Annotated in this window: 21 protein-coding genes and 3 pseudogenes; 4 read left to right on the top strand and 20 right to left on the bottom strand. The window is 72.3% G+C overall.

All coding sequences use genetic code 11. From position 1 onward, the window contains the following. Nucleotides 1-28 precede the first annotated feature (28 nt). The 9 genes and pseudogenes from OG202_RS42445 to OG202_RS42405 all read right to left on the bottom strand — a co-directional run. Nucleotides 29-428 (bottom strand): annotated as a pseudogene (locus OG202_RS42445) (MFS transporter); the annotation flags it as partial. Nucleotides 429-558: 130 nt separating this feature from the next. Further along, entirely contained in the window at nt 559-1,509 is a 951-nt protein-coding gene (locus tag OG202_RS42440) for a catechol 2,3-dioxygenase (protein WP_326574382.1), read from the bottom strand. Nucleotides 1,510-1,519: 10 nt separating this feature from the next. Beyond that, entirely contained in the window at nt 1,520-2,617 is a 1,098-nt protein-coding gene (locus tag OG202_RS42435; RefSeq protein WP_327726663.1) for a 4-oxalomesaconate tautomerase, read from the bottom strand. Nucleotides 2,618-2,696: 79 nt separating this feature from the next. Next, nucleotides 2,697-3,407, bottom strand: a complete 711-nt coding sequence (locus OG202_RS42430; RefSeq protein ID WP_327726664.1) for a 4-carboxy-4-hydroxy-2-oxoadipate aldolase/oxaloacetate decarboxylase — start codon at nt 3,405-3,407, stop codon at nt 2,697-2,699. Further along, a complete protein-coding gene (locus OG202_RS42425) occupies nt 3,407-4,162 on the bottom strand; it encodes a PIG-L deacetylase family protein (RefSeq protein WP_327726665.1) in 756 nt (251 codons plus the stop codon). Before OG202_RS42425 ends, OG202_RS42430 begins: the two co-directional genes overlap by 1 nt. Nucleotides 4,163-4,240: 78 nt before the next feature. Further along, nucleotides 4,241-4,891: a GntR family transcriptional regulator gene (locus OG202_RS42420; protein ID WP_326574386.1), complete on the bottom strand. Its 651-nt coding sequence runs from the start codon at nt 4,889-4,891 to the stop codon at nt 4,241-4,243. A gap of 87 nt (nt 4,892-4,978) precedes the next feature. Continuing rightward, nucleotides 4,979-6,589, bottom strand: coding sequence for a CocE/NonD family hydrolase (locus tag OG202_RS42415; protein WP_327726666.1), 1,611 nt, complete (start codon nt 6,587-6,589; stop codon nt 4,979-4,981). Further along, nucleotides 6,586-7,227, bottom strand: coding sequence for a TetR/AcrR family transcriptional regulator (locus OG202_RS42410; protein WP_328224484.1), 642 nt, complete (start codon nt 7,225-7,227; stop codon nt 6,586-6,588). Before OG202_RS42410 ends, OG202_RS42415 begins: the two co-directional genes overlap by 4 nt. 79 nt (nt 7,228-7,306) lie before the next feature. Continuing rightward, nucleotides 7,307-8,263 (bottom strand): EamA family transporter, encoded by a 957-nt coding sequence (locus OG202_RS42405; RefSeq protein WP_328224483.1) that lies wholly within the window; start codon nt 8,261-8,263, stop codon nt 7,307-7,309. Between the two features lie 68 nt (nt 8,264-8,331). Between OG202_RS42405 and OG202_RS42400 the strand changes: the two genes are divergently transcribed. Then, the gene (locus tag OG202_RS42400) at nt 8,332-9,210 is read left to right on the top strand and encodes a LysR family transcriptional regulator (protein WP_328224482.1); all 879 of its coding nucleotides are present in this window, start codon (nt 8,332-8,334) and stop codon (nt 9,208-9,210) included. Here the strand turns inward: OG202_RS42400 and OG202_RS42395 are convergent. From OG202_RS42395 to OG202_RS42360, 8 genes and pseudogenes are all read right to left on the bottom strand, one after another. Further along, complete coding sequence (locus OG202_RS42395) at nt 9,195-10,913, bottom strand: outer membrane protein assembly factor BamB family protein (RefSeq protein ID WP_328224481.1); 1,719 nt, start codon at nt 10,911-10,913, stop codon at nt 9,195-9,197. The two genes, OG202_RS42400 and OG202_RS42395, sit on opposite strands and share 16 nt — an antisense overlap. 17 nt (nt 10,914-10,930) lie before the next feature. Then, the gene (locus tag OG202_RS42390) at nt 10,931-12,778 is read right to left on the bottom strand and encodes a flavin-containing monooxygenase (RefSeq protein WP_326574392.1); all 1,848 of its coding nucleotides are present in this window, start codon (nt 12,776-12,778) and stop codon (nt 10,931-10,933) included. An 82-nt stretch (nt 12,779-12,860) separates the two neighbouring features. Next, nucleotides 12,861-13,700, bottom strand: coding sequence for an SDR family oxidoreductase (locus OG202_RS42385; RefSeq protein ID WP_328224480.1), 840 nt, complete (start codon nt 13,698-13,700; stop codon nt 12,861-12,863). After that, a complete protein-coding gene (locus OG202_RS42380; protein WP_328224479.1) occupies nt 13,669-14,892 on the bottom strand; it encodes an NAD(P)/FAD-dependent oxidoreductase in 1,224 nt (407 codons plus the stop codon). Before OG202_RS42380 ends, OG202_RS42385 begins: the two co-directional genes overlap by 32 nt. Further along, nucleotides 14,889-15,086 (bottom strand): ferredoxin, encoded by a 198-nt coding sequence (locus tag OG202_RS42375; RefSeq protein WP_257537290.1) that lies wholly within the window; start codon nt 15,084-15,086, stop codon nt 14,889-14,891. The genes OG202_RS42380 and OG202_RS42375 overlap by 4 nt, the downstream gene beginning before the upstream one ends. Nucleotides 15,087-15,125: 39 nt before the next feature. Beyond that, nucleotides 15,126-16,367 (bottom strand): cytochrome P450, encoded by a 1,242-nt coding sequence (locus OG202_RS42370; RefSeq protein ID WP_327726674.1) that lies wholly within the window; start codon nt 16,365-16,367, stop codon nt 15,126-15,128. 360 nt (nt 16,368-16,727) lie between these two features. Then, nucleotides 16,728-17,447 carry a response regulator transcription factor gene (locus tag OG202_RS42365; protein WP_326585517.1) on the bottom strand — a complete coding sequence of 240 codons (720 nt, stop codon included), beginning with the start codon at nt 17,445-17,447 and terminating at the stop codon, nt 16,728-16,730. A gap of 212 nt (nt 17,448-17,659) precedes the next feature. After that, a pseudogene (locus OG202_RS42360) lies at nt 17,660-18,166 on the bottom strand (MarR family winged helix-turn-helix transcriptional regulator); the annotation flags it as partial. A 439-nt stretch (nt 18,167-18,605) separates the two neighbouring features. On the opposite strand from OG202_RS42360, the gene OG202_RS42355 reads away from it, so the two are divergent. The 3 genes from OG202_RS42355 (at nt 18,606) to OG202_RS42345 (ending at nt 21,572) form a co-directional block, all read left to right on the top strand. Then, nucleotides 18,606-19,538, top strand: a complete 933-nt coding sequence (locus OG202_RS42355; protein WP_328224478.1) for an SGNH/GDSL hydrolase family protein — start codon at nt 18,606-18,608, stop codon at nt 19,536-19,538. An 85-nt stretch (nt 19,539-19,623) separates the two neighbouring features. Next, on the top strand, nt 19,624-20,391 hold the full coding sequence (locus OG202_RS42350) for an SDR family NAD(P)-dependent oxidoreductase (RefSeq protein WP_328224477.1): 768 nt from the start codon (nt 19,624-19,626) through the stop codon (nt 20,389-20,391). Nucleotides 20,392-20,528: 137 nt separating this feature from the next. Then, nucleotides 20,529-21,572 (top strand): zinc-dependent alcohol dehydrogenase, encoded by a 1,044-nt coding sequence (locus tag OG202_RS42345; protein WP_326574399.1) that lies wholly within the window; start codon nt 20,529-20,531, stop codon nt 21,570-21,572. A gap of 191 nt (nt 21,573-21,763) precedes the next feature. Here OG202_RS42345 and OG202_RS42340 read toward each other — a convergent pair. From OG202_RS42340 to OG202_RS42330, 3 genes and pseudogenes are all read right to left on the bottom strand, one after another. Beyond that, nucleotides 21,764-22,389: pseudogene (locus tag OG202_RS42340) on the bottom strand (hypothetical protein); the annotation flags it as partial. Between the two features lie 14 nt (nt 22,390-22,403). After that, on the bottom strand, nt 22,404-23,048 hold the full coding sequence (locus OG202_RS42335; RefSeq protein WP_326574400.1) for a response regulator transcription factor: 645 nt from the start codon (nt 23,046-23,048) through the stop codon (nt 22,404-22,406). Nucleotides 23,049-23,118: 70 nt separating this feature from the next. Continuing rightward, nucleotides 23,119-24,417 carry a sensor histidine kinase gene (locus OG202_RS42330; RefSeq protein ID WP_328224476.1) on the bottom strand — a complete coding sequence of 433 codons (1,299 nt, stop codon included), beginning with the start codon at nt 24,415-24,417 and terminating at the stop codon, nt 23,119-23,121. Between the last annotated feature and the right edge of the window lie 125 nt (nt 24,418-24,542).

Below are 24,542 nucleotides of genomic sequence, written 5' to 3'. Positions count from 1 at the left end.
CAGCCGGTGGGTGACAGGGACTTCTCGGGATCGCTCGGCATCGGTCGGCGGGGGCCTTCCCGGCGCGCGCGGCGGGCAGGTCGACGTCGAAGCGGCAGGCCAGCCGCCCGGCCTCGTCGAGACGGCCCTTGGCGACCAGGAAGCCCAGCGACTCGGGCATGAACCGGGCGAGCACCGGCACGAACAGCAGCGGGGTCACACAGATCCAGAAGGCGGCGCGCCAGCCGAGGGGCTCCACGACCCACAGGGCCACGTACGCGGAGAGGATGCCGCCCGGCGTGGTGGGCGGTCATCAGCATGCCGATGGTGAGGGCGGCGCGGCCGCGCGGGGCGTAGTCGGAGACCATGCTGATCGCGGTCGGCAGCAGACCGCCGAGGCCGATGCCGGCGAGGGTGCGGCCGAGGCCGAAGACGCCGACGCTCTCGGACCAGGAAAACTCGGAGGGTGAGCCACACGCTAGGCAGCCGCAAGCAAGAGTCTTTGTCAACAATCTTGGCGACAGTTGAGTTCCGTCCGGCCCGGAGCGGCCCTTCGGCTGAGCCCGTCAGCGGAGCCCGTCAGTCGACCGGCGGTGTCCCGTGCGTGTGGAAGGACTCGATGGTCTTCAGCCCCCATGCCTGGCCCTTGGCTCGCTCCTCCTGGGTCCAGGTGATGAGCGGCCAGTCGGGGGCGAGCACGAGCCGGGTGAGCGGGTTGCACAGCTCGATGCGGTTGCCGCCCGGCTCGTAGACGTACAGGAAGAACGTCTGCTGGATGGCGTGCTTGTGCGGGCCGGTCTCGATGAACACGCCCTGGTCGAGACAGAGATCGGCCGCCCGGAGGATGTCCTCGCGGGTGTCGGTGGCGAACGCGATGTGGTGCAGGCGGCCGCGCGAGCCGGTCCAGTCCTCGGTGTGGACGACGTCGTAGGACTTGTTGGTGAAGGTCAGCCACTGGGCGGCCACCTTCCCCGTGTCGAGGACGATCTGTTCGGTGGGACGGGCGCCGAGCACCTCGCGGGTGAAGGTGGCGTTGGCGTCGACGTCGGAGGCGAGGAAGTTGACGTGGTCGAGGCGGCGGACGCCGACGCCGTGGCCGGGTTTGGCCTGGGGCTGGTTCTTCAGCCCCGGCCTGAGGTCGGCCGGTGCCTCGTACCACTCGCTCTCCCAGTACAGGGCGATCTCGTGGCCGTCGGGGTCGGTGGTGACGTACAGCGGGCCGATGCCCGGTTCGTCCTCGACCCAGCGGCCCGAACGCCCGGTGTTCCCCAGCTCCTTGACCCGCCGCTGCAGGGCCTCCTCGCTGGACGCCCGCAGGGCGGTGCGGCGGATGCCGTTGGTGGAGTGGGCGGTGAGGGTGAGGCTGTGGTGTTCGTAGTCGTCCCAGGTCCGCAGGTAGACCGAGCCGCCGGAGCGGCCGTTCTCGGTGAGGCCGAGGATCTCGGTGAAGAACCAGAGGCTGCGGTCGAGGTCGGGGGTGAGCAGTTCGACATGGCCGAGGTGGGCGATGTCGCCGAGCGGCGGGGTCATCGGTGACTCCTCAGGAGCGGAAGGGGCGGAAGGAGCGGTCGGCGGGCCGGGGGAAGACCGTGCCGTCGAAGATCTTGCGGGCGGTGCGGACGACGGCGGTGCGGCTCGCCGAGGGGCTGCCGTCGGCGCCGTACGCCACGTCGGTCTCGACGTCGAGGAAGCCGGTGGGGTGCTCGATGCGCAACCGGCCGCCGGTGGGCGGGAGTTGGGCGATCCCCTCCCCCACGCCGCCCCGCACGCGCAGCCCGGCCGCCACGCTCGCGGCGCCGAGCACGCCGATGGAGGTGTGACAGCGCACCGGTATGAAGGTGCGGGTGGCGACCGCGCCGCCGTCCCGGGGCGGGGCGAGCAGGCTGAGCTTGGGCACGGTGGTGTGCTCGACGTCGCCGAGGCCCATCAACCGGCCTGCCGCCAGCCGGATTTCCCGCAGCCGGTCGGCGAGGGCCTGGGCCTCCTCCAGGTCCTTGGGAGCCTCGTGACCGGTGACATCGAGGGCGGTGGCGGGGATCAGGACGGTCGGCATGCCGTTGTCCACACAGGTGACCTCCGTACCGGCGACGACGTCCCGGGGGTTCCCGGTCGGCAGCAGCGGGCCGCCGCCGCGCGGGAACTCGATCAGCACCGGCGCGGCCGTCCCCGGCACCCCGGAGATCCCCGCCTCCCCGGTGACCGCGATCCGGCCGCCGGGGGTGGGGAAGGTGGCGACGGCGAGGTCACCGGTGTTGAGCATGCGGACACGTACGGACGTCTCCTGCTCGCCGGCGGTCACCAGTGCGCGTTCGACGGCGAACGGCCCGACTCCGGCGAGCAGGTTGCCGCAGTTCTGACGATCGCTCACCACCGGCTCTTCGACGCCGACTTGGAGGAACAGGTAGTCGACGTCGGCCCGCAGGTCGGCCGACACGGACACCAGGGCCACCTTGCTGGTGAGGGGGTGGGCCCCGCCCAGGCCGTCGATCTGGCGCGGGTCGGGGCTGCCCATGACCCTCAGCAGCAGATCGTCGCGGTCGGCCGGGTCGGCCGGCAGATCCTCGGCCAGGAAGTAGGCGCCCTTGGAGGTGCCGCCGCGCATCAGCGTGCAGCGGATCCCTTCCGGCCACCCGGTCACGGCCGGGCCTCCCCGCCGGCGTACACCCTGTGCGGCCGCACGACTTGGCCGCGCTCGCCGACGTTCATCCCGTACGGCGTCACGAGTCCGCCTCCTCGCCCGCGTACTCCTCGTAGGACCGGTAGGTCACGCCGAGGCGTACGAGCGTCTCGCGCAACCCGTAGCGGTCCAGCCCGAGTTGGCCGTCGAGGAAGGCCGCGCGGGAGGCGGCCTCCTTCCGCTCGCGGGCCTCGGAGGCCTCGGCCGTGCGCCGGGCCTTCTCGCGGGGGACGACGACCACGCCGTCGTCGTCGGCGAGGATCACGTCGCCGGGGCGGACGACCTGGCCGCCGATGACCACGGGGACGTTGACGGAGCCGCCGGTGGCCTTGACCGTGCCCTGCGGGCTGACGACGGCGGCCCAGGCGGGGAAGTCCATCGCGCGGAGTTCGGCGGTGTCGCGGATGCCGGCGTTGATGACCAGGCCGCGTACGCCACGGCGCCTGAGCGCGGTGGCGAAGAGTTCGCCGAACATGCCGTCGGTGGAGGGCGAGGTGGTGGTGACGACCAGGATGTCGCCCTCGCCGCACTGCTCGACGGCCGCGTGGATCATGAGGTTGTCGCCGGGCCAGGAGAGGACCGTGACGGCGGTGCCCACGATCCGTGTGTCCTGCTGGATCGGGCGCAGGTGGGTACCGAGCAGGCCCGTGCGGCCCATCGCCTCGTGGACCGTGGCGACGCCGTACCGGCCGATCGCCTCGACGTCCTCGGCCCGCGCCTTCGGCGGGTTGGTGACGATCACGCCGCCCATCAGTCCAGCACCCCCGTGACCTGCGGGTAGGGGCGCATGTACGCCTCGGCCATGGTCGTGTGGGCGAGGCCCAGGTTGGGGCCCGCGTTGCGCTTGAGCTGGACGCCCCGGCGTACGGCGAGGTCCGTGTAGTAGTCCCACAGGTGCCGCTGGGCGCCGAGGCACTCCATGGCCTTGCGCTTGGTCTCCCAGACCTCGGTGATGTCGAGGAGGACCTCGGGCCTGAAGCCGCACATCTCGGGCTGGTGCGGTTCGAAGAAGAACACCGGCGGGGCGCCGATGATCTCTCCCTCGGCGGGGTAGCCGATGGCCTGGGCGAGCACCCGGGCGTCCAGGGCCATCCGGGCGGCGGCCGGGTGGTCCCCGTTGTAGGGGTCCTCCAGCGGATGGGTGAGGACGACGTCCGGCTGGGCCGCGCGATAGACGGCGACCAGGCGGTCGGTGAGTTCGGGGGTGCCGATCAGCGGGTAGTCGCCGGCGTCGAAGAAGACGATGCCGGCGCCGAGGGTGGCGGCGGCCTTCTCGGCCTCCTCCCGGCGGATCTCCTTGATCTCGTCCAGCTTCCGGCCCTCGCGCCAGGCCTTCGCGGACTCGCCGCGCTCACCGAAGGTCAGACAGGCGATGGTGACCTTCTCGCCGCGCGAGGCCGCCAGGGCGATGGCGCCGCCGGCCCTCCACACGAAGTCCCCCGCGTGCGCGGTGACGACGAGTGTCGATCGTGGTGGTGCGGTGGCGTGCGCCGTGCCGTCGGTCATGTGTCGGATCTCCTCGGTGGACGGACCGGACAGGCCGAACAGGCCTGTCTGCCACCCCGGAGCGTCGTGCGCGACGCGCTATTCGCGCAGCGCGGTGATCACGCTCGTGAGGTGGGCGCGGACGGCCTCCTCGGCCGCCCGCGGGTCCCTCGCCGTGATCGTCTCGATCATGGCCAGGTGTTCACCCAGGGAGTGCTGGGGCCGTCCCGGCCGCAGCGCGAGCTGGAAACGGTGGCGCACCAGCTGGGCGTTGAGCCTCTCCAACAGCTCCACCGCCACCCGCTGACCGGAGATCTCCCGGATGCGGGCGTGCAGCCGCTGGTTCAGCTCGGAGTACGTCACCGGCTCGCCGTCGGCCACGGCCTTGGTCATCGCCGTACCGATGTCGGCCAGTTCGGCCAGCTGGTCGTCGGTGGCCAGGGTGGCCGCCTTCGCCGCGCACAGCCCTTCCAGAGCCATGCGGCACTCGCTGATGGCGACCGCTTCCTCCACGGTCACCACCCGCACCCGCGAGCCACGGTTACGGATCCGCTCGACCAGTCCCTCGGCCTCCAGATCGATCAGTGCCGCACGGATGCTGGCCCGTGTCACACCGAACTGCTCGGCGAGTTCGTTCTCCACCAGCCGCTGGGCCGGTGCCATCTCGCCATGCAGGATCGCCTGCCGCAGCTTCGCCAACGCGAGCTGTTTGGCCTGCTCCCCGGTGCCCGGACGGGCTTCCTCCTGCATCGTGCCCTCCCTGAGTGAGTGCCTGTCGAACGTAAATCTAAGCCAACAGAATTGTCAACAATTTTGTTCTCACAGGGTTCGCACGGTTTACAGGGCTACGCGCACCGGCAGGATCACCGCCGAGGGGTGTTCCGGACCGTGATGGACGCTCTGGTCGGCCGCCCGCAGGGTCGTGGCCGTGGCGAGCGGCTCGCCGGTGCCCGGGTTGCGGGCGTAGCGCGGGAAGGCGCCGCTGGAGACCTGGACCCGGATGCGCCGCCCGCGCCGGAAGCGGTGGGCGGTCGGCCACAACCGGACGGTGGCACGGCCGAGTTCGTCGGCACCGGTCAGCCCGGTCAGGCCGTCGCAGACGTTCACCGAGCGGCCCTGCGCGTCGACCTCGCAGAGCCGGACGAAGACATCGGCGTACGGCAGGCTGGAGCGGAACCAGATCTCGGCGCTCACCTCACCGACGACCTCGACGTCCTCGTCGAGCACGGGGGTGGTGTAGGTGAGCACGTCCGGGCGGGCCTCCAGCGCCGTGTTGTCGACGCGTCCGGCGCCGGGCGGCATGGTCACCCCGCCGACCGAGGGCGTGGGGTCCGCCGGGTCGTAGCGGTACCCGTCGGACCGCGGCGCGGTGGGTGGTTCGACGGCCAGGGCCCCGCCGGGGTGGAGGTGGAGGCGCCGCCCCTCGTACCCCTGCGGCGGCCAGGACGCGAAGTCGCGCCAGGCCTCCTCCCCCGTCACGTACAGCCGTACCGGGGCGCGCTCCGGGGGCTGTTCGCCGCGTGCGTGGGCGAGGCCGAACTCGACGGCCTCGCGGGTCAGGGTGTTGTCGAGCGAGGTGTGCGTCCAGGGCCCGATGGTCAGCCGGGCGGGCCGGTCGGCCGCCTGGAGGGTCGTGAAGTCGCGTATCTGGCCGGGCAGGAAGATGTCGTACCAGCCACCGATCGAGCTGACCGGGACGGTCACGTCGGCCACCCGGTCCCGGTGATCGAGGGCGGCCCAGTGCGGGTCGTCGGCGTCGTGGGCGAGGATGGCCTGGATGTAGTCGGAGCGGTGACCGAGGGCGGCGAGGTCGGCGTCGGCGAGGGGCAGGGTGTCGAGGGCGCGGCGGATTCCCTTCAGCTCGAAGGGCTGGCGGACCATCGCGAACGGACGTTCCTGCAGGGCGATCATCGCGCCCCAGCCGAACGGCGTCTGCAGCGACATCCCGTCCCCGCGCAGGAACTCCAGGGTCAGCGCCGACTCCGTCATGTGCGGGATCATGGCCTTGACCTGCGGCGGCACCCGGTCGGCCACCGCCCACTGCACATAGCCCATGTAGCTGGTGCCGATCAGCACGATCGCGTCGCCGGCCCATTGCTGCTCGACGAGCCAGTCCAGGGTGGCCAGGCCGTCCGCGCGCTCCTGCCGCATGTGGTCGGGGGTGCCGCCGGAGCCGAAGCCGCCGCGGGTGCTCTGGATCAGCACCTGGTAGCCGCGCTCGGCCAACGGCCTGACCGCCCCGAGGGCGATGACGCCCCGCCTGCCGTACGGGCAGCGGATCAACGCGGTCGGCAGGCCCTCGCCGCCGGTGCGCGGTGCCCAGCGGTCGGCCAGCAGGTCGACCCCGTCGAGCATCGGCACCCGTAGGTCCCGCTCGACGACGAGGTCGCGGGTGAGCGGCGGGGGCAGTTTCAGTACGCGCTGGACGAGATGACTGCTCAGGTTCACCGGCGTTGCTCCTGGTTCGGTGCGGGCGTGGTGGGCCGGCCCGGCACGGCGGCGACCACGGGCGCCATCCGCAGGAGCCGGTCGGTGAACTCCTCGGGGTCGAGCGGCTCTTCGCCCTCGACGATCCAGGTGTTGACGACGGCGGAGGCGCCGCCGGTGAGGAACGTGGCGAGGTCGTCGACCAGTTCGGGGTCGAGACGGGTGCCGTACCGCCGGCGTACGACCTCCCGGTTGACCGGCGTGATCAGCTCGGTCAGCGCCTTGTTCAGGGCGAACGCGCAGGACCCGGTGAACATCGCGCGGTAGAAGCCGCGGTGTTCCGCGAAGTGCCGCGCCATGGCCAGCACTCCGGTGCGGTCGGTCATGTCCGCCGGGTCGTACGCGGGGCCCTCGATCAGTTCGCGCCGGGCGAGGTCGAGCCCGGTCTGGAGCAGCAGCCCGTCACGGTCGCCGAACTGCTGGTACAGCACCTGCCGGCTCACATCCGCGGCCTCGGCGATCTCCGACACCGGGACGGCGGTGGTGCCCCGCTCGGTGACCAGGGCGATCGCCGCCCGCATCAACGCGGACCGGGAGCGGCGGACCCTGCGGTCCATGGGCGGCCGAGGCGTCGACGACTCGGCGGGTTCCGGCTTCATGACGACGATAATGGACACCTGTCAATAAATGAGCAAGTGTCCATGAACACCGCAGCGAGCGGATCCGGCCCTGGATCCCTCACCCGGTGGAGGGGCGGACGGGCACGAGCATGCTCAGCGCGTTCGCCGCGACCACCGCGCCGATCGCCGCCCACTCGACCCACCCCAGGTCCTGCCCGAGCATGATCCAGCCGGCCAGCGCGGCCAGGACGGGGTTGACGCTCATGAAGAGCCCGAAGACCTGGGCGGGTACGCGACGCAGGGTGAAGACGTCCGCGAGGTACGGCACGGCCGAGGCGAGGATCCCGGCGGCGACGGCGTAGCCGACGGCCCCGGCGGTGGGCGGCTGCCGTGCCACGACCATGACGCCGATGCCGACCGGCAGGAAGGCCAGGGCGGAGAGCCCGGCGGCGGCCGCGGAACCCTGCGCGCCGGGGATACGGCGGCCGACGGTGCGGTTGAGGAGGATGTACGACGCCCAGCAGGCGGCGGCGAGGAGCCCGAGGCCCATGCCCAGGTAGTCGGCGGAGGGCTGCGGACGCATCAGGGTGACCACGCCCAGCGCGGCGATCAGCGCACAGCACGCGTCCACCTTGCGGCGCGAGCCGGCCAGGGCGATGGCGAGCGGACCGAGGAACTCCAGGGTCACCGCGAGTCCGAGACCGATGCGGTCGATGGCGGTGTACAGCGACAGGTTCATCGTCCCGAACACCAGGGCCAGCAGCACCACCGGCCACCACTGCCGCGCGGTGAAGGACCGCAGCTGTGGCCGGCCGACGGCCACGAGGACGATCGCGGCGACGTACTGGCGTATCGCGACGACCCCGGCGGGCCCGAGCACGGGAAAGGCCAGCGACCCGAGGGCGGCCCCGACCTGGTTGGACACCCCGCAGCCGACCATGGTGAGAACACCGGCCAGGCGGGCCCCGCCCGACTCGGAAGCGGAGCCGGGAGCCGGCGACGGGCAGGGGAACGGGGACGAGGGCGGGGACGCGGGGACCGTGCCGGACGAAGCGGGAGCGGAGGCGGTGTCCATGCGCCGATCGTGCGCCCGGACGACCCTTGCGCAAAATGCATCCGCGTCCCGATCTATACGCTGGAGTCATGGATGACACGGGCCCCGTCGCCGGGGATGTGGAGCTGCGGCAGCTGCGGTGTCTCGTGGCCATCGTCGAGGAGGGCACCTTCACCGACGCGGCCATGGCGCTCGGCGTCTCCCAGGCGGCGGTGTCCCGCACCCTGGCCTCGCTCGAACGGGCCCTGGGCGTACGCCTGTTGCGGCGGACCTCCCGCGAGGTGACGCCCACGCCGACCGGACTGCGGGTGGTGGCGCACGCGCGGCGGGTGCTCGGCGAGGTGGACGACCTGGTGCGGGAGGCGACCTCGGGCCACGTGCGGCTGCGGATCGGGTACGCCTGGTCGGCGCTGGGCAGGCACACGCTGACGTTCCAGCGCCGCTGGGGTACCGCGCATCCGGAGACGGACCTGCAGTTCGTGCGGGCCAACTCCCCGACGGCCGGGCTGGCGGAGGGCTCCTGCGACCTCGCCGTGGTCCGCCGGACGGTGGACGACCGCCGCTTCGACTCGGCGATCGTGGGGCTGGAACGGCGGCTGTGCGCGATGGCGAGCGACGATCCACTGGCCCGCCGCAGATCGGTGCGGCTCGCCGATCTGAGCGGGCACACACTGCTGGTCGACCGCCGGACCGGCACGACCACCACGGATCTGTGGCCGCCCGGTTCCCGTCCGGCGACGGAGAAGACGCACGACGTCGACGAGTGGCTCACCACGATCGCGACGGGCCGCGCCGTCGGCGTGACGGCGGAGGCCACCGCCAACCAGTACCGGCGGCCCGGCGTCGTCTACCGGCCGGTGCGCGACGCCGAGCCGATCGCCGTACGGCTCGCCTGGTGGCGGGACGACCCGCATCCCGCCACCCCGGCCGCCATCGAACTGCTGACGGCGCTCTACCGCTCCGGCTGAGCCCCCGCCCTCGGCGAGAGCCGCAGCACGGTGCCCTCGCCGTTGGCCGACAGGAGCAGGGTCCCGTCCGGGGCGGCGGCGAGGCCCGCGAAGCGGCGGGCCATACCGGGCATGACGTCCGCGAACAGCGCCGGTTCGGTGCGGGGGACGACGCCCGGGGGCGGCCCGACCGGCAGATCCTCCGCGTCGATCCGCCGCTCCCCCGTGGTGAGGTCGACCGCGCACAGCCTGCGGTGCCCGGTCTCCACCACGAACAGCTCCTCCCCGAGGACCGCCAGCCCCTGCGGGGCGCCGAGCCCGTCCGCGACGACGACAGTCCCGCCGTCCGCCTCGATCCGGAGCACCGACCCGAGCCGTTCCTCGCTGACGTAGAGACGGCCCTCCGCGTCGAAGGCCACGTCCGTGGGACGGTCGAGGCCTTCGGCGAGCACGGTGACGGTGCCGGGCTCCGACCCGGGTTCGGCGTCGACGGCCACGACCCGGCCCGCGCCCGTCTCGGCCACGACGAGCGAGCCGTCCGGTCCGACCGCGATGCCGATGGGCCGGTTCAGCCCCCGCGCCCGCTCCGAAAGCGCCCCGCTCGCCGGGTCGTAGGTCTGCACGATGCCGAACTGCGAGGTGTAGTGCAGCAGTTCGCCGTCGGCGGTGATGCCGTGCGCGAAGGGCAGCAGGAGGTGGGTCCGCACCCCGCCGGGCCCCGCCTCCGCGGACGTACCGACCGGCTCGCCCTCGTCGTCGGCCGCCGGGCCCGCCAGCCGGTAGTGGTCGGCGGCGTAGACCGTGCCGCCGAGGTCGACCGTCACTCCGTAGGGGCCGTCGAGGCCGCGGCGCACGATCTCGCGGGTGCGGCCGTCGGGGTGCAGCTCCGTGACGCCGCCGCTGGCGAAGCTGGAGACGAACATGCGGTTCTCGGTGTCGAACGCCGCGTTGTCCAGCCCCTTCAGACCGCTGGTGACGAGGGTGCGGGTGCCGCTGCCGTGCAGGTCGATGCGGGTGACGATGCCCTCGACGCCCCGGGAGAGGACGTGCAGGACACCGCCCTGGTCGAAGCGGACCGCGACCGGTTCGTGCACGTCCTCGGCGACCACTTCGGGCGTCCCGCCGTCCGGTGGGATGCGCCAGACCTGGCCGGTGATCATGTGCGGGTAGTACAGACAGCCGTCCGGGCCGCGCTGCATCGCGTTGCCGAGGGCCAGGCCGTCGGTGAGCACGACCGGGTCGCCGCCGTCCGGGAACAGCTCCATCAGACGGCCGTTGGGCTTCATCTCGTTGACGAAGAGCCGGTCGCCGATACAGGTGATGCCGTTGGGGTTCGTCACCTCGTCGGAGACGAGGCCGTACTCCCCCGCCGGGCTCCGCCGCCACACCCGGCCCGGCACCAGGTCGGCTATGTACATCGAGCCGTCGGCGCCGAAGGCGAGGTCGTCCGGCGACTGCACCGGGCTGTCCATCGGGACGACGACGTCGACGTCCCCGGTCGCCGGGTCGACGGCGCTGATCTGCCCGGCGAGGAACTGCGCCACGTACAGCCGCCCGTCGGGGCCGAACGCGACACCGTTGGAACCCCACAGCGGATTGGGCGGGTTGAGCCGGCGCGCCCGCCAACGGGCGCTGGTGGTACGGAGATCACCGCTCTCGTCGTACCGGTTGGGCGCCTTCGCCCACCGGTGCCGGATGCTCAAGTCCTCTCCCAGGGTGGTCATGTCTCCTCCCTCCCTTCTCACTCGGCACCGACGAGGACGTCGTCCATGCCACCGTCCGCGCGCCAGCGCCGGAGCAGTTCGTGGAAGGCGACCGGCCCGTCGCCGTACGACTCGCTGCGCTTCCTGGGCCGGCCCTCGTTGTTGTAGTAGCCGGGGGTGCACTCCGCCTGGAACTTGTGCAGGTCGGCGGCCTTCTCGCGGATCGTGGCGACCCAGGCCGCCTCGGCCTCGGCGGTCGGCTCGACGTACCGGGCGCGGCGCCTGCGGGCCTCGGCGACGACCTCGCCGACATGGATCGACTGCTGGTCGAGGATGTGGACGTAGTTGACCGCGCTGGCGTTCTGCATGGGGCCGAGCTGGAAGAGGTTGGGGAAGCCGTGGCTGTAGAAGCCGTGGAGGGTCTTCGGGCCGGCCGTCATCCAGGTCTCCAGCAGGCCCACGCCGTCCCGGCCGTACGCCGGGAGCCGGCCGGACAGGAGCCCCGAGACTCCGACCTCGAAGCCGGTGGCGAAGATGACGCAGTCGACCTCGTACTCGACCCCGCCGACCACGACCGCCTTGTCGGTGATCCGCTCGACGCCGTGGGTGTCGGCCGTGTCCACGAGGGTGACGTTGGGACGGTTGAAGGTCTGCAGGTAGGTGTCGCTGAAGGTGGGCCGCTTGCACATGTAGCGGTACCAGGGCTTGAGCTTCGCGGCGGTCTCCGGGTCCTCGACGATCGTCGACACCCGGTCGCGCAGCTCGTTCATCTTCTGGAAGTCGGCGATCTCGTACGCCCGTTCCCGCTCGTCCTCCGGCACGTCCGCGTAGGCGTCGGTCGGGATGAGCTTCTCCTGGAGGCGGGCGCTGCTGGTCCAGGCGTCGTCGACCAGGTCCGTCTCGACCCGGACGCCGGTGACGGTCTTGAGGAAGTTGTCCATGCGCTGCCGCTGCCAGCCGGGGGTGAGCGTCTTCGCCCACTCCTCGTCGGTGGGCCCGTTGCCGCGTACGTCGACCGTCGAGGGGGTGCGCTGGAAGACGTACACGTGTGCCGCGTCGGCCCCGAGGTGGGGGACGACCTGGATGGCGGTGGCCCCGGTGCCGATGACGGCCACCCGCTTGTCGGCGAGCCCGGTGAGGCCGCCACTGGCGTCGCCGCCGGTGTAGTCGTAGTCCCAGCGGCTGGTGTGGAAGGTGCGGCCCTTGAAGGTCTCGATGCCGGGGATGCCGGGGAGCTTCGGCTGGCTGAGCGTGCCGCTGGAGACGACGACGTAGCGGGCCCGCATGCGGTCACCACGGTCGGTGGCGACGGTCCACTCCAACTCCGTCTCGTCCCAGCGCAGTTCGGTGGCGACGGTCTGGAAGGCCGCGTCCCGGTAGAGGTCGAAGTGGCGGCCGATGGCCCGGGTGTGCTGCCGGATCTCCTCGCCCGGGGCGTACTTCCACTTCGGGACGTAGCCGAGCTCTTCGAGGAGCGGCAGATAGATGTACGACTCGATGTCGCAGTGGATGCCGGGGTAGCGGTTCCAGTACCAGGTGCCGCCGAAGTCGCCGCCCTTCTCGATCACCCGGATCGACTCGACGCCCGCCTGCCGCAGCCGGGCCGCGGCGAGGAGCCCGCCGAAGCCGCCGCCGACGACGATCGCCTCGACCCGGTCGTGCAGCGGCTCGCGGGTGAACTCCTGGTCGGTGTAGGGGTCGTCGTCGTAGTACGCGAACTCACCGGCGATCCGCTGGTACTGCGCGCCGCCGTCCGGGCGGATCCGGCGCTCGCGCTCGGCCCGGTACCGGGCGCGGAGCGCCTCCGGGTCGAAACCCAGCTCGTCGGGGTCTAAGGCCGTGGGGTCGAAGGAGGTGGGGACGGACGGCGTGTGGGGGGTGGACATCGGTGTCCTCTCTGCGGTCCTTGTACGACTGTGGTGCGGTCGGGGTGGTGCGGTTGTGGTGGTGCGCTCGTGCGCCGTGGGGTCAGGCCGGTCGGTGGCGCCGTAGCCAGGCGGCCTGCCCGCCGTCGACGAGCAGGTCCGTGCCGGTGATGTAACCCGCTTCGGGGCCGATGAGGAATGCCACGGCGTCGGCGATCTCCGCCGGGGTGCCGGTGCGGCCCGCGCCGCTCGCCTCCAGCATCGCGAGCATGCGCGCGCCGCTCGGGCCCTCGACCTCCGCCTTCGACATGGCGGTGGCGATGATCCCCGGGCTGACGCTGTTGATACGGGCGCCGCGCCGGCTCCAGGCGAGCGCGGCGGCCTCGACGCGCACGTGGTTGGCCCGCTTGGACACGACGTACGCCCTCGTCGAACTGTCCCCGACGGCTTCGACGGCGCCGATCCCGAGGAGTTCCTCCGCGGGGGCCGTGGCGAGGGCGGCCTCGTCCTCCGCGCTGAGGGAGGCGACATGGCCGGCCATGCTGGAGACGCAGACCATGGCCGTCCCCGGCGTGGCCACGGCCTCGAAGGCGTCGATGACATGGGCCGTGCCCAGCAGGTCGACCTCCAGGATCGTCTTCGCCGAAGCCTGGACGGCGGAGACCCCCGCGGTGTGCACGACGGCGGCCACCCGGCCCTCACCGGCCGCCTCCTGCGCGAGCCTGTCCACGGACTCGCGGTCGGACACGTCGGTCAGGACGCCCCGTACCGCGTACCCCTCGTCGCGCAACGCGGCGACGGCCCGGTCGAGTTGACCGCGCGAGGCGTCGGCGAGGAACAGGGTCCGCCCGCTGCCGAGCCGACGGGCGACCGCCAGGCCCATCCCGCCGGCGCCGGTGACGACGACCACGTCACGCGACGGGCCGGGCAACTGTTCCACCATGGTCGACCTCCCCCTCTGCCGCCGGTCTCTCCGACGGGAACGTCTCGCGCCATCCGGTGCCGGACGCGATGGCCTGCCGCCACTGCCGGATCGCCTTGGGCGGCATACCGACCGCGAGGGCGCCGGTGACCCGGTCGCCGGTGCGGTAGACGGCCACGAAGCGGCGTTCGGCGAGGTCCCCGTCGACGACCGACACCTCGTCGTGGCCGCGCAGATGGCCGTAGGCCTGGACCTTCATGTCGTACTGGTCGGACCAGAAGTACGGCACCGGCGCGAACGGCTTGCGCGCCTGGCTCCCGAGCAGGTTGCGGGCGGTCGCCATGCCCTGCTCGGCCGCGTTCGTCCGGTGCTCGATGCGCATCGAGGTACCGAACAGCGGGTTGTACCAGCGGGCGACGTCACCGGCCGCGTACACGTTCCTCGCGGCCTCGCAGTACGCGTCGCACAGCACGCCGTCGCCGACGCCCAGGCCGCTGTCCGCCAGCCACTCGGTGTTGGGCAGCGAGCCGATGGCGACCAGCACCTCGTCGGCCTCGATCGTCTCACCGTCCGCGAGCCGTACCCCGTCCTCGGCCACCTCGGTGACGGTGACACCGGTCCGCAGGTCCACCCCGTGGTCGAGGTGGGCCCGGGACAACACCGCGCCGACCTCCCCGCCGACCGCGTGCGCCAGCGGTACCGGCGCCGGTTCGAGGAGGGTGACCTTCGCGCCCAGCCGCCAGGCGACGGCGGCGGCCTCCGCGCCGAGGAACCCGGCGCCGACCACGACCAGCCGCGTCCCCGGTGTCAGGCGTTCCCGCAGCGTCAGCGCGTCGTCCAGGGTGCGCAGCACATGCGCGCCCTCACCGGGCAGCCGCCGCGGCCGCACGCCGGTGGCGATGACCAGTCCGTCGTACGGCACCGAAGAGCCGTCGGCCAGCCGTACTTCGCGTTCCCTGAGGTCGAGGCCGGTGGCGGCGGCCCCGAGACGCAGGTCCAGGTCGAGTCCGTCGAGATGGGCCGGGGTGCGCAGGGTGAGCCGGTCGGTGTCCCACTCCGCCGCGAGGAGCTGCTTGGACAGCGGGGGCCGGTCGTACGGGGCGTGGGGTTCGTCGCCGACGAGGGTGAGCGTGCCGTCGTAGCCCTCGCGGCGCAGCGTCTCCGCCGCCGCCAGTCCGGCGGCGGAGGCACCCACGACGAGGATCCGCCTCACTGGTCCACCAGTCGGATCGCGGCGGCGGGGCAGATCGCGATGGCCTCCTGCACACCGTCCATGAGGTCGTCGGCGGGGTGCTCCTCCAGCAGGATCGCGACGCCGTCGTCGTCCCGTTGGTCGAACACCTCGGGCGAGGCCATCACGCACTGGCCGGAGGCCACGCACTTCGGTTCGTCGAGTTCCACACGCATGGGTTGCTCCTTGACTCTCGCGTACTCGTGGGGGGGGTGTCACCAGGCGACGGGCAGGCACTTCACGCCGTACGTCGTCCCCGTGTGGTTGAAAGCCAGCTGCTCGATCGGGGCGGCCGGGCGGAGGGTGGGGACGCGGCGGTAGAGCGTGCCGTAGACGACCTGGAGTTCGAGGCGGGCCAGGTTCTGGCCGAGGCACTGGTGGGGGCCGTAGCCGAACGCGTTGTGCTGACGGGCGGGCCGGCTCAGGTCCAGGCGCTCGGCCTCGGGGAAGGCGTTCGGGTCCCAGTTGGCGGTCTGGAGGTCGAACAGGAGCCCGTCGCCCTTGCGGATGACCTGCCCACCGATCTCGATGTCGTCCTTGGCGACCCGGCGCAGCCCCGAGTGGACGATGGAGAGGTAACGCAGCAGCTCGTCGACGGCGCCGTTGAGCACCTTCGGGTCGTCGGTCTCGCGCAGCACGGCCAGCTGGTCGGGGTGTTCGAACAGGGCGAGCGTGCCGAGGCTGATCATCGTCGCGGTGGTCTCGTGCCCGGCGATCAGCATGGCCACGCCCATGTTGACGGCCTCTTCGTGGGCCATCTCGCCGTTCTTGACCCGGCCGGCCATCTCCGACAGCACGTCGTCACCCGGCTCGACGAGCTTCTCCCGGAACAGGGCGTCCAGGTACCCGCCCAGGTTGCGGCCCGCCGCGGACGCCTCCTCCGCCGTCAGGGCGCTGTCGAGGGCCCGGTTGCTGTTCTCCTGGAAGAACTCGTGGTCCTTGTACGGCACTCCGAGCAGGTCGGCGATGACCAGCGAGGGCACCGGCAGGGCCAGGGCCGTGAGCAGGTCGGCCGGGTTGGGGCCGGCCAGCATGTCGTCGATCAGGTCGTCGACGATCTTCTGTACGGCCGGGCGCATGGCCTCGATCCGCTTCACCAGGAACGGCGCGTTGACCGAGCGGCGCAGCCGGGTGTGCTCCGGCGCGTCGGTGTTGGTGATGAGTTTCGGGGTGTGCGGGGCGATCGCCGCGCGGTGCGCGTTGACGTGGGGGAAGTCCGGCTCGTGGTCGTCGTTGCTGACGCGCGGGTCGGTGAGCAGGGTCCGCTGGTCGGCGTGGCGGGTGATCAGCCACGGGGTGCTGCCGTTCCAGATCCGCACCTTGGTGATCGGCTGGTCGCCGCGCAGCTCCGCCGCGGCCGGCGGCGGTGCGAGCGGGCAGCCCGTCGCCCTGGGCATCGGATACTCGGGGAGCTGCCCGCTCGTGTCGGACGCGGCGTCGGTCAGTGTGTCGGCCATGGTCTCTCCTCGGTGGTGGGGGCTCCGGTGGGGAGCGCCGGGGGACTGCTTCGAGGCCTCGATGAACACATGCAAACAGAGCGGTCTGACGCCTCCCGGCCAGTTACCTGACAAGAAGCTGACGTGAGCCGGATCACATCCCGAGTTGGGGCGCCGGGCCGTGCGGATCGCGCATTCGACCGCAACCAGCTTTCACCGGGCATGAGTTGACGTCCACAGAAGTGTCCGGAGCGGGGGCCGCGGGGACGGAGCAGGGCGGCGCCGGAGTGTTCTGGCGCCGCCCTGCCGACGACGTCGCGGAGTGTCACGCATTCCGACGTGGTCAGTGCGCGTTTGCTTCTCGGAGTGTCCACGAAAGCTTCATTCCTGGCCGCCCGAGCCACCGAGCCAGTAGCCGAAGCCCCGGCGGGTGTGGATCAGTGGCGGGCCCTCGCGGTCCACCTTGCGGCGGAGCCGGGAGACTAGTTGCTCAATGGCGTTGTCGCCGTGGAAGTCGCCCCACACATAGCGGCCGATCTGCTCCTTCGACAGCACCTTGTGGGCGTTGACGAGGAGGTAGCGCAGCAGCCGGTACTCCGCCGGGGTGAGGTTCAACGGCCGCCCCGCACGCAGGGCCTGACAGGCGGGATCGTCCAGGACCAGGTCGTCGTAGGAGAGTTCGCTGTCCCGACGGACGGGTTTTCGGCCGCGCAGCAGGACCTGGGCGCGGGCCAGGACCTCGGCGATGCGGAAGGGCTTGGTGACGTAGTCCTGCTCCCCCAGCCCGACTTCGGGGAGAAGCTTGCCGAGGGAGTCGTACTGAGTCAGGAACAGCACCGGCGGGCGGTGGGCGACGGGGCGGCGCTCCCTGCCGAGGCCCTCCAGGTCCGGCAGCGCCAGGTCGAGCACCACCAGGTCGAACCGCTGCTCGGTGAGCCGTGCCACCGCCTCCGTGCCCGACTCCGCCGCATGGATGCGGTATCCCGCCAACTCCAGGGTCGTGGACAGTAGTTCGGCGACGTCCGGGTCGTCGACCACGATCAGGACGTGCTGCCCCGCGCCCCGGGGGAGCGACGGATTCTCACTGGCACTGCCGTACATGGTTAAGGCCATTCGTGTCGGGCTCTTTCCTTGGGGGCGCCTTCGGCATGGGTTGCCGCCGGCGGTTTGGGCCGGGTGTCGTGCGTGGCCGAAGGCCTTGGGGGCGTTGAGAGCCTGCTCGCCGTGGGGGTGCCGCCGTGGGGGCGGGGTTCCGTCCGTCGTGGTGGCTCGCACTGTTCTCCGCGCCCCTTTCGGGGGCAGTCGGCGAGGCCGGGGGGACCCGCGTCGGGGCCCTGGCCCTCGTCGACGGCGTGGGCGAGGAACACCTCGGCCATGCGGTGGAAGAGCGTGGCGAGTTGGCGGATCTGGTCGGGGGACCAGTCGGCGAGGGCCATGCGCATGCCGACCGCGCCGGCATCGCGGATGCGGTCGACGGCCTGTTGACCGGTGGGCGTGAGGCGGATGCGCAGGGCACGGCGGTCACCGGGGTCGGCGACCCGGGTGACGTAGCCGGACTTCTCCAACTGCTGGACCTGGCGGGTGACATGGGAGGCCTCGACGTCGAGGCGACCCGCCAGCTCCCCCGGGCGCAGCGGCTCGGAGTCGGCCACCTGGCGCAACAGGGCCACGGCGGCCCGGTCCAGCGGCACTCCGGCCAGGGCCATCAGCCGCTCGTGCTGCCGGGCCCTGGTGCTCAGATAGGTGATCTGCGTCAGAGCCCGTTCGATCTCGATCACTTCCGGGGAGGCGGGACCGGCCGTCGGCGGCGATGGGGACATGAACATCACCCTACCCTTCTCGTTGCCTAACTCAAGCAATCCCGTTCGCTCGATTGCTTGACTCAAGTAAGTCACATGTGTTTGCCTAACTCAAGCAAGACGACAGGGTCCGCTCCGGAAGAAGGCCGGAGGACGGACGAAGCGAAGACCCACCCTCGCCCTCGGCCTCCCCGGCCGCGGGCGACCAAGGACCGGGGCCGTTCGAGCGGAACGGCCCCGACGCGCCGCACCCGTGGGGACGGGGCCCGGCGCCGTCCCCGGACCCGGCAGCCGATCACCTCCCCCCGAACGGCGCCGGGCCCGGGGACACCCTCATACCCCCGGTGCCTCACGCACGCCGAGCCCGACCCCGTACGACCCGAACTCGCCCGGCCGCCCCAGCCGCTCCTCCCCCGGCCGAGCGAACGAGACCACAGCAGACGGAAGACAGGACACAGCGATGAGGACCCTTCTACGAGCCGGCCTGGCTGGGGCGCTCGCCTGCGGAGTACTGGTCATCGCGATCGGTGTCGGACGGGACGGCGACGGGGGCGGCCGTGCCCCGGCGCCCCCGACAGGCCCGTACGTGGCCCTCGGCGACTCCTACACGGCCGGGCCGAGGATCCCGGACCAGAGCGGCAGCCCCGCCGGGTGTGAGCGGTCCGGCCGGAACTACCCCTCACTGGTCGCCGCGGAGTTGAAGATCAAGGCGTCCGACTTCCGCGACGTCAGTTGCACCGGAGCCACCATCGCCGACCTGTCCGCACCCCAGTCGACCGACGACGGCACCAACCCCGCCCAGTTCGACGCCCTGTCCGGCGCGACCCGGCTGGTCACCCTCGGCATCGGCGGCAACGACATCGGCTTCGCCTCGGTGATCCGGCGGTGCGTCACGAGCGGTGTGCTGTACGAGGTCACCGGCGGCCGGGACGGCGACGGCGACGCCCCGTGCACGGAGCTGTACACGTACGGGGGCCGCGACGAAATCCGGAAGAAGATCGAGGCGGCGGGCGAACGCCTCGCCCGCGCGCTGGACGAGGTCCGACGGCGGGCGCCGAAGGCACGGGTCCATGTGGTCGGCTATCCGGCGATCCTGCCGTCCGACGGCGGTGACTGCGGCCGCGAGCTGGGCCTCGCCCCCGGTGACCTCGCCTTCGTCCGGAGCAAGGAGCGGGAGCTCAACACCATGCTGCGCCGACGCGCCGAGGCCGCCGGGGCTCGGTACGTCGACACGTACGGGGCGTCCGAGGGCCACGACGCCTGTTCCGCCGAGGGCACCCGCTGGATCGAGCCACTTGTGCCGCGCTCCCCCGCGGCCTCCGTGCACCCCAACGAGCGCGGTGAGCGCGGCATGGCCGACGCGGTCCTGCACGCCCTGGGGGCGCGCCCATGAACCATCGGACGACTGATCGTGGGCCGACCGGGGCGGACACTCCCCGGCCCGGCGACCGGCCCACCCGACGAAAGAGGGACAGTTCATGAGCAGTATCGGTCTCGACGGCCGCAGCGTCGTCGTCACGGGCGCCGGTTCCGGCATAGGCCGGGCCGCGGCCCTGAAGTTCGCCGCGGCGGGCGCGAAGGTCCTGGTGGCCGACCTCAACGAGGAGGCCGCCGAGGAGACCCTCAAGACGATCGGGACCGCCGGCGGCACCGCTGTCGCGGTCGTCGGCGACCTCAGCGACCAGGCGGTCGTGGACGCGGTCGTCGAGCGTGCCGTGGAGGCCTTCGGCGGACTGGACGTCCTGGTGAACAACGCCGGGATCATGGACCGGATGTCGGCCCTCGCGGATGTCGACGACGCCGAGTGGGAGCGGGTCATCCGGGTCAACCTGACCGCGCCGTTCCTGCTCACCCGGGCCGCCCTGCCGCACATGCTGAAGGCGGAGCGCGGCGCGATCGTCTTCACCGCCTCCGAGGCCGGGCTGCGCGGCAGCGCGGCCGGCGCCGCCTACACCGCGTCGAAGCACGGCGTCGTCGGCCTGGTGAAGAGCCTGTCGGTGATGTACCGCAAGCAGGGCATCCGGGCCAACGCGATCGCCCCCGGCCCCACGCTGACCAACATCCAGGTCGACGCCGACCAGAAGGCCCACGGCCCGGCGGTCGTCGGCGGGCTGATCGGCGCCACCATGGGGCGCCTCGGCACGGCCGAGGAGCAGGCCGACGCCATCCTCTTCCTCGCCTCCGACGCGGCCGCCTTCGTCAACGGCGTGATCCTGCCCGTCGACGACGCCTGGGCCGCCGTCTGACGGCCCGCGCCCAGGCCCGACCCGGTCGGGTCACGGTTCCCGGAACCCGTCCGGGGCCGGACCCGACCGGCAACACCTCTCCACACATCCCACTCCGCGGCATCCCTGTCCCGCACCTCCAGAAAGCGAGTCTCCCCATGGCGACGATGAAGTCCGTCCAGACCGCCGGCGTCGGCAAGGTCGAGGTGGTGGACGTCGAGCGTCCCGTGCCCGGCCCCAAGGACGCCCTCGTCCGCGTACGCGCCTGCGGCATCTGCGGCACCGACGTGACCTTCCTCCACATGGGAGGCATGCCGTCCCGCGGTCACCAGGGCGGCGAGATGGTGCCGGTGCCGCTCGGCCACGAGCCGGCCGGTGAGGTCGTCGAGGTCGGCACCGAGGTCACCGGCCTCGCGGTGGGTGACCGGGTGGTGGTCAACCCGCAGGACGCGCCGACCGGCATCATCGGCTGCGGCGGCAGGTACGGCGGCATGAGCGAGTACCTGCTGATCGAGAACGCCGAGGTCGGCAAGGGCGTGGCGGTCTTCCCCGACTCCGTGCCCTTCGACATCGCCTCCCTCAACGAGCCCATGGCCGTGGCCCGGCACTGCGTCAACCGTTCCGAGGCGGGGCCCGACGACAAGGTCGTCGTCTTCGGTGCCGGGCCCATCGGCCTCGGCGCGGCGATCTGGCTGAAGCTGCGCGGTGTGAAGCACGTGGTCGTGGCCGACGTCATCCCCTCCCGGCTGGAGAAGGCACTGGCCGTGGGCGCGGACGCCGTCATCGACTCGGGCAAGGAGGATGTCGCCGCACGGCTGACCGAACTGCACGGGCAGGCCGCCAACGCGCTCGGCCAGCCCCGGCCCGGAACCGACATCTTCATCGACGCGGCCGGTGTCCCCGCCGTGTTCAACACCGTGGTGGGGTCGGCCAAGTGGGGCGCGAAGCTCGTCATGGTCGCCGTGCAGAAGAAGGGCTCGGAGATCGACCTCGGCGGCATGCTCCGCAGCGAGCTGACCCTCGTCGCCTCCCAGGGCTACCCCACCGAGATCTTCGAGGTCACCCCCGAGATCGTCGAGCACCATGAGCGCTTCGCCAAGCTCATCAGCCACCGGGTGCCCGCCGCCGAGGTCGACCGGGCCTTCGAGCTGGCGCTGACGCCGGGGGCGGCCGAGAAGGTGGTCGTGACGTTCGACGAGTAGACGAGTAGACGTCCCCGGAGTTCCGGGCGCCCCGAGCGTCTCGGGCACCCCGGGCGTCTCAGGCGTCTCGGGCGTCTCAGGCGTCTCGGGCGTCTCAGGCGTCTCGGCGTCTCGGGCATCTCGGGCGTCTCCACGGGAGAGGGGCCTGCCGCCGGTGGTCGCCGGTGGCAGGCCCCTCGCGTGCGCGGTCGTCACCGGGCCACGGGCAGCCCGTACACGCCGTACACCGACCCGTCGTTTTTGAACGCGAGGCGGTCCCTGTCGGCGGCCGGGCGGCGGGTGGGGATACGGCGGTGAGGGTGCCGTGGACGACCTTAAGTTCCAGGCGGGCCGGCGGCCGGCCCGGGCGCTGGTGGACGCCGAAGCCGAAGTCGATGTGGCGGCGGGCGTCGCGGCCGAGGCCGAGCCGGTCGGGGTCGGTGACGGCCTCCGGGTCGGTGACGGCCTCCGGTCGGTGACGGCCTCCGGTCGGTGACGGCGTCCGGGTCGGGGACGGTCTCCGGGTCGCGGTCGCCAATATCGTCGGGGAAGATGATGCCCTCCCCGGCGCGGACCGCCTCTCCGGCGATCTTGATGTCCTCGGCGTCCACCCGGCGATCTCGATGTCCTCGGTGGCCACCCGGCGCCGTCCGGTGTGCGTGATGTCGAGGTGGCGCAGCAGTTCCTCGACGGCGGCGGCGATCCGCCTCGGGGCGTCGGTGTTCCGCAACTCCGCCGACTGGTCGGGGTGTTCGAGCAGCGCGAGCGTGCCGAGGGCGACCATGCCGGCCGTCGTCCCGTGCCCGGCGAGGAGCAGCAGAACCCCCGTCCGCGCCGCGACCAGCGGGGCGGCTATGTGTTGTTCAGGTAGGCCAGCACGGCCAGCACCCTGCGGTGTCCGCTGTCGCTGGTGGGCAGGCCGAGCTTCAGGAAGACGTTGCCGATGTGCTTGCTGACCGCGCGTTCGGTGACGACCAGGGTCCTGGCGATGGTGGCGTTGTCGTGTCCCTCGGCCATCAGCTTCAGCACCTCACGCTCGCGTGGGGTGAGCGAGTCGAGCGGTGAGTCCTTGCGGCGGGACAGCAGCTCGGTGACCACCTCCGGGTCGAGCGCGGTACCGCCGGCCGCGACCCGGTCGAGCGCGTCCAGGAACTCGTCGACCCGGCCGATCCGGTCCTTGAGCAGATAGCCGACGCCGCTCGCTCCCCCGCCGAGCAGTTCGGCGGCGTACGACTCCTCCACGTACTGCGAGAGGACCAGCACCGGCAGGCCGGGAATCTCCCGGCGGGCCTCCAGGGCGGCGCGCAGCCCCTCGTCACGGAAGCCGGGCGGCATCCGGACGTCCAGGACGGCGACGTCCGGGCGGTGTTCCAGCAGTGCGGGGAGCACCTCGGGGCCGCTGCCCGCGACGGCCGCCACCTCGTGTCCGGAGGAGGTCAGCAGCAGGACCAGGCCCTCTCTCAGCAGGGCGTTGTCCTCGGCGATCACCACACGCACGGCAGTCCCACCTCTGTCCTCGACCGCCGCGTACGCGATGTCCCCGGATCGGCCGCTGATCCCGTTTCGCTCACCATACGCAGGGCAGCTCCACCTCGATCACGGTGGGCCCCCCGACAGGGCTGGTCACGGCCATGCTCCCGTCGAGCGCGGCGACCCGCCGCCGCATACCGAGGAGTCCGGATCCGCCCATCGCGGGGGCGCCGACGGCCGGGGGGCCGGGGCGGCCCGTGACCGTCGCCGAACCGGTCGTGCCGGGGCCGCTCGTCGTGGCAGCCGGACCGGCCGTGCCGGGGCCGCTCGTCGTGGCAGCCGGACCGGACGTACCGGCGCCACCTTCGGCGCCGCCCCGGCCGTCGTCGCGTACCAGGACTCGGACGCCCCGGGTCGTGCGGGCGAGACGGACCTTGGCGTGGTCGCGGCCGCTGTGCTTGGCGGCGTTGGTCAGAGCCTCGGCGACGACGAAGTAGGCGGCGGCCTCCACCGCGGCGGGCGGGCGCGGCCCGTCGGTGTCCTCCAACCCGCGCACGTCCACGGCCACTTCGAGGCCGCTGCTGGCCGCCAGGGCCCGTACGGCTCCGGCGAGACCGCGGTCCGTGAGGATCGGCGGGTGGATGCCGCGTACGACGTGGCGGAGTTCGATGAGCGCGGCCTCGGCCTGGTCCTGGGCGTCGAGCAGCAGCCTGCGCGCGGCTTCCGGGTCGCGGTCGTACGCGCGCCGGGCCAGCCCGATCCGCATGGACAGCGAGACCAGGCGGGCCTGGGCGCCGTCGTGCAGGTCCCGTTCGATACGGCGGAGTTCGGCACCGTGGGCGGCGATCGCGTCGGCGCGGGTCGCCGTCAGCTCCTCCACCCGTTCGGCGAGGCGGGCCCTGGGCGAGGGCTTGAGCAGCGTCTCGGACCAGTGGGCGTCGAGGTCGGCGAGACGGCTGATCAGCGGCAGGACGAGGGCATCGCGGCGGAGCAGTCCGCTCCACACGCCGTCGACGGCGAGGCCCAGTGGCCACAGGGGTACCGCGAGGAAGAAGAGGGCGCCGTAGACGTAGTACGCGAGCATCCAGCGGGCGTCGGTGCGGGTGCCGGGGTCGCGGACGGCGATGCGCAGGCGTTCGCGCAGGGTGCCCTCGATCGGCTGATAGGCCTCGGGGACGGCCCGGCCGGTCCAGGCCGCCACCTGGTGGCGTTTCGCGCCGGCGATGCGACGGACCAGCGTCACGGTCTCGGGCAATATCCAGGCACCCACCACGGCGAGCGTGGCGATCGCGGTGACCAGCAGCACCGTGATGAACAGGTACATGCCGAACGCCATCGCGGCGGCGATGCCCAACTGGAGCGTGGCCCGCGCGGCCTGCCGCACCGTCTTGCCCATGCCGATCAGATTAGGCCACCGGACGGGGCGGGCGACGCGGCACGGGGTGAGCCACTGATCACCCCGTGCCGGAGAGTCCGGCGGGGGCCATGAGTCCGGGGCGGGCCCTCGGCCTCCGGTGGCGC

The sequence above is a fragment of the Streptomyces sp. NBC_00310 genome (assembly GCF_036208085.1).
Classification (GTDB): domain Bacteria; phylum Actinomycetota; class Actinomycetes; order Streptomycetales; family Streptomycetaceae; genus Streptomyces.
Note: the sequence above shows the minus strand (reverse complement) of the source record. Positions and strands in the feature narration are given on the sequence as shown.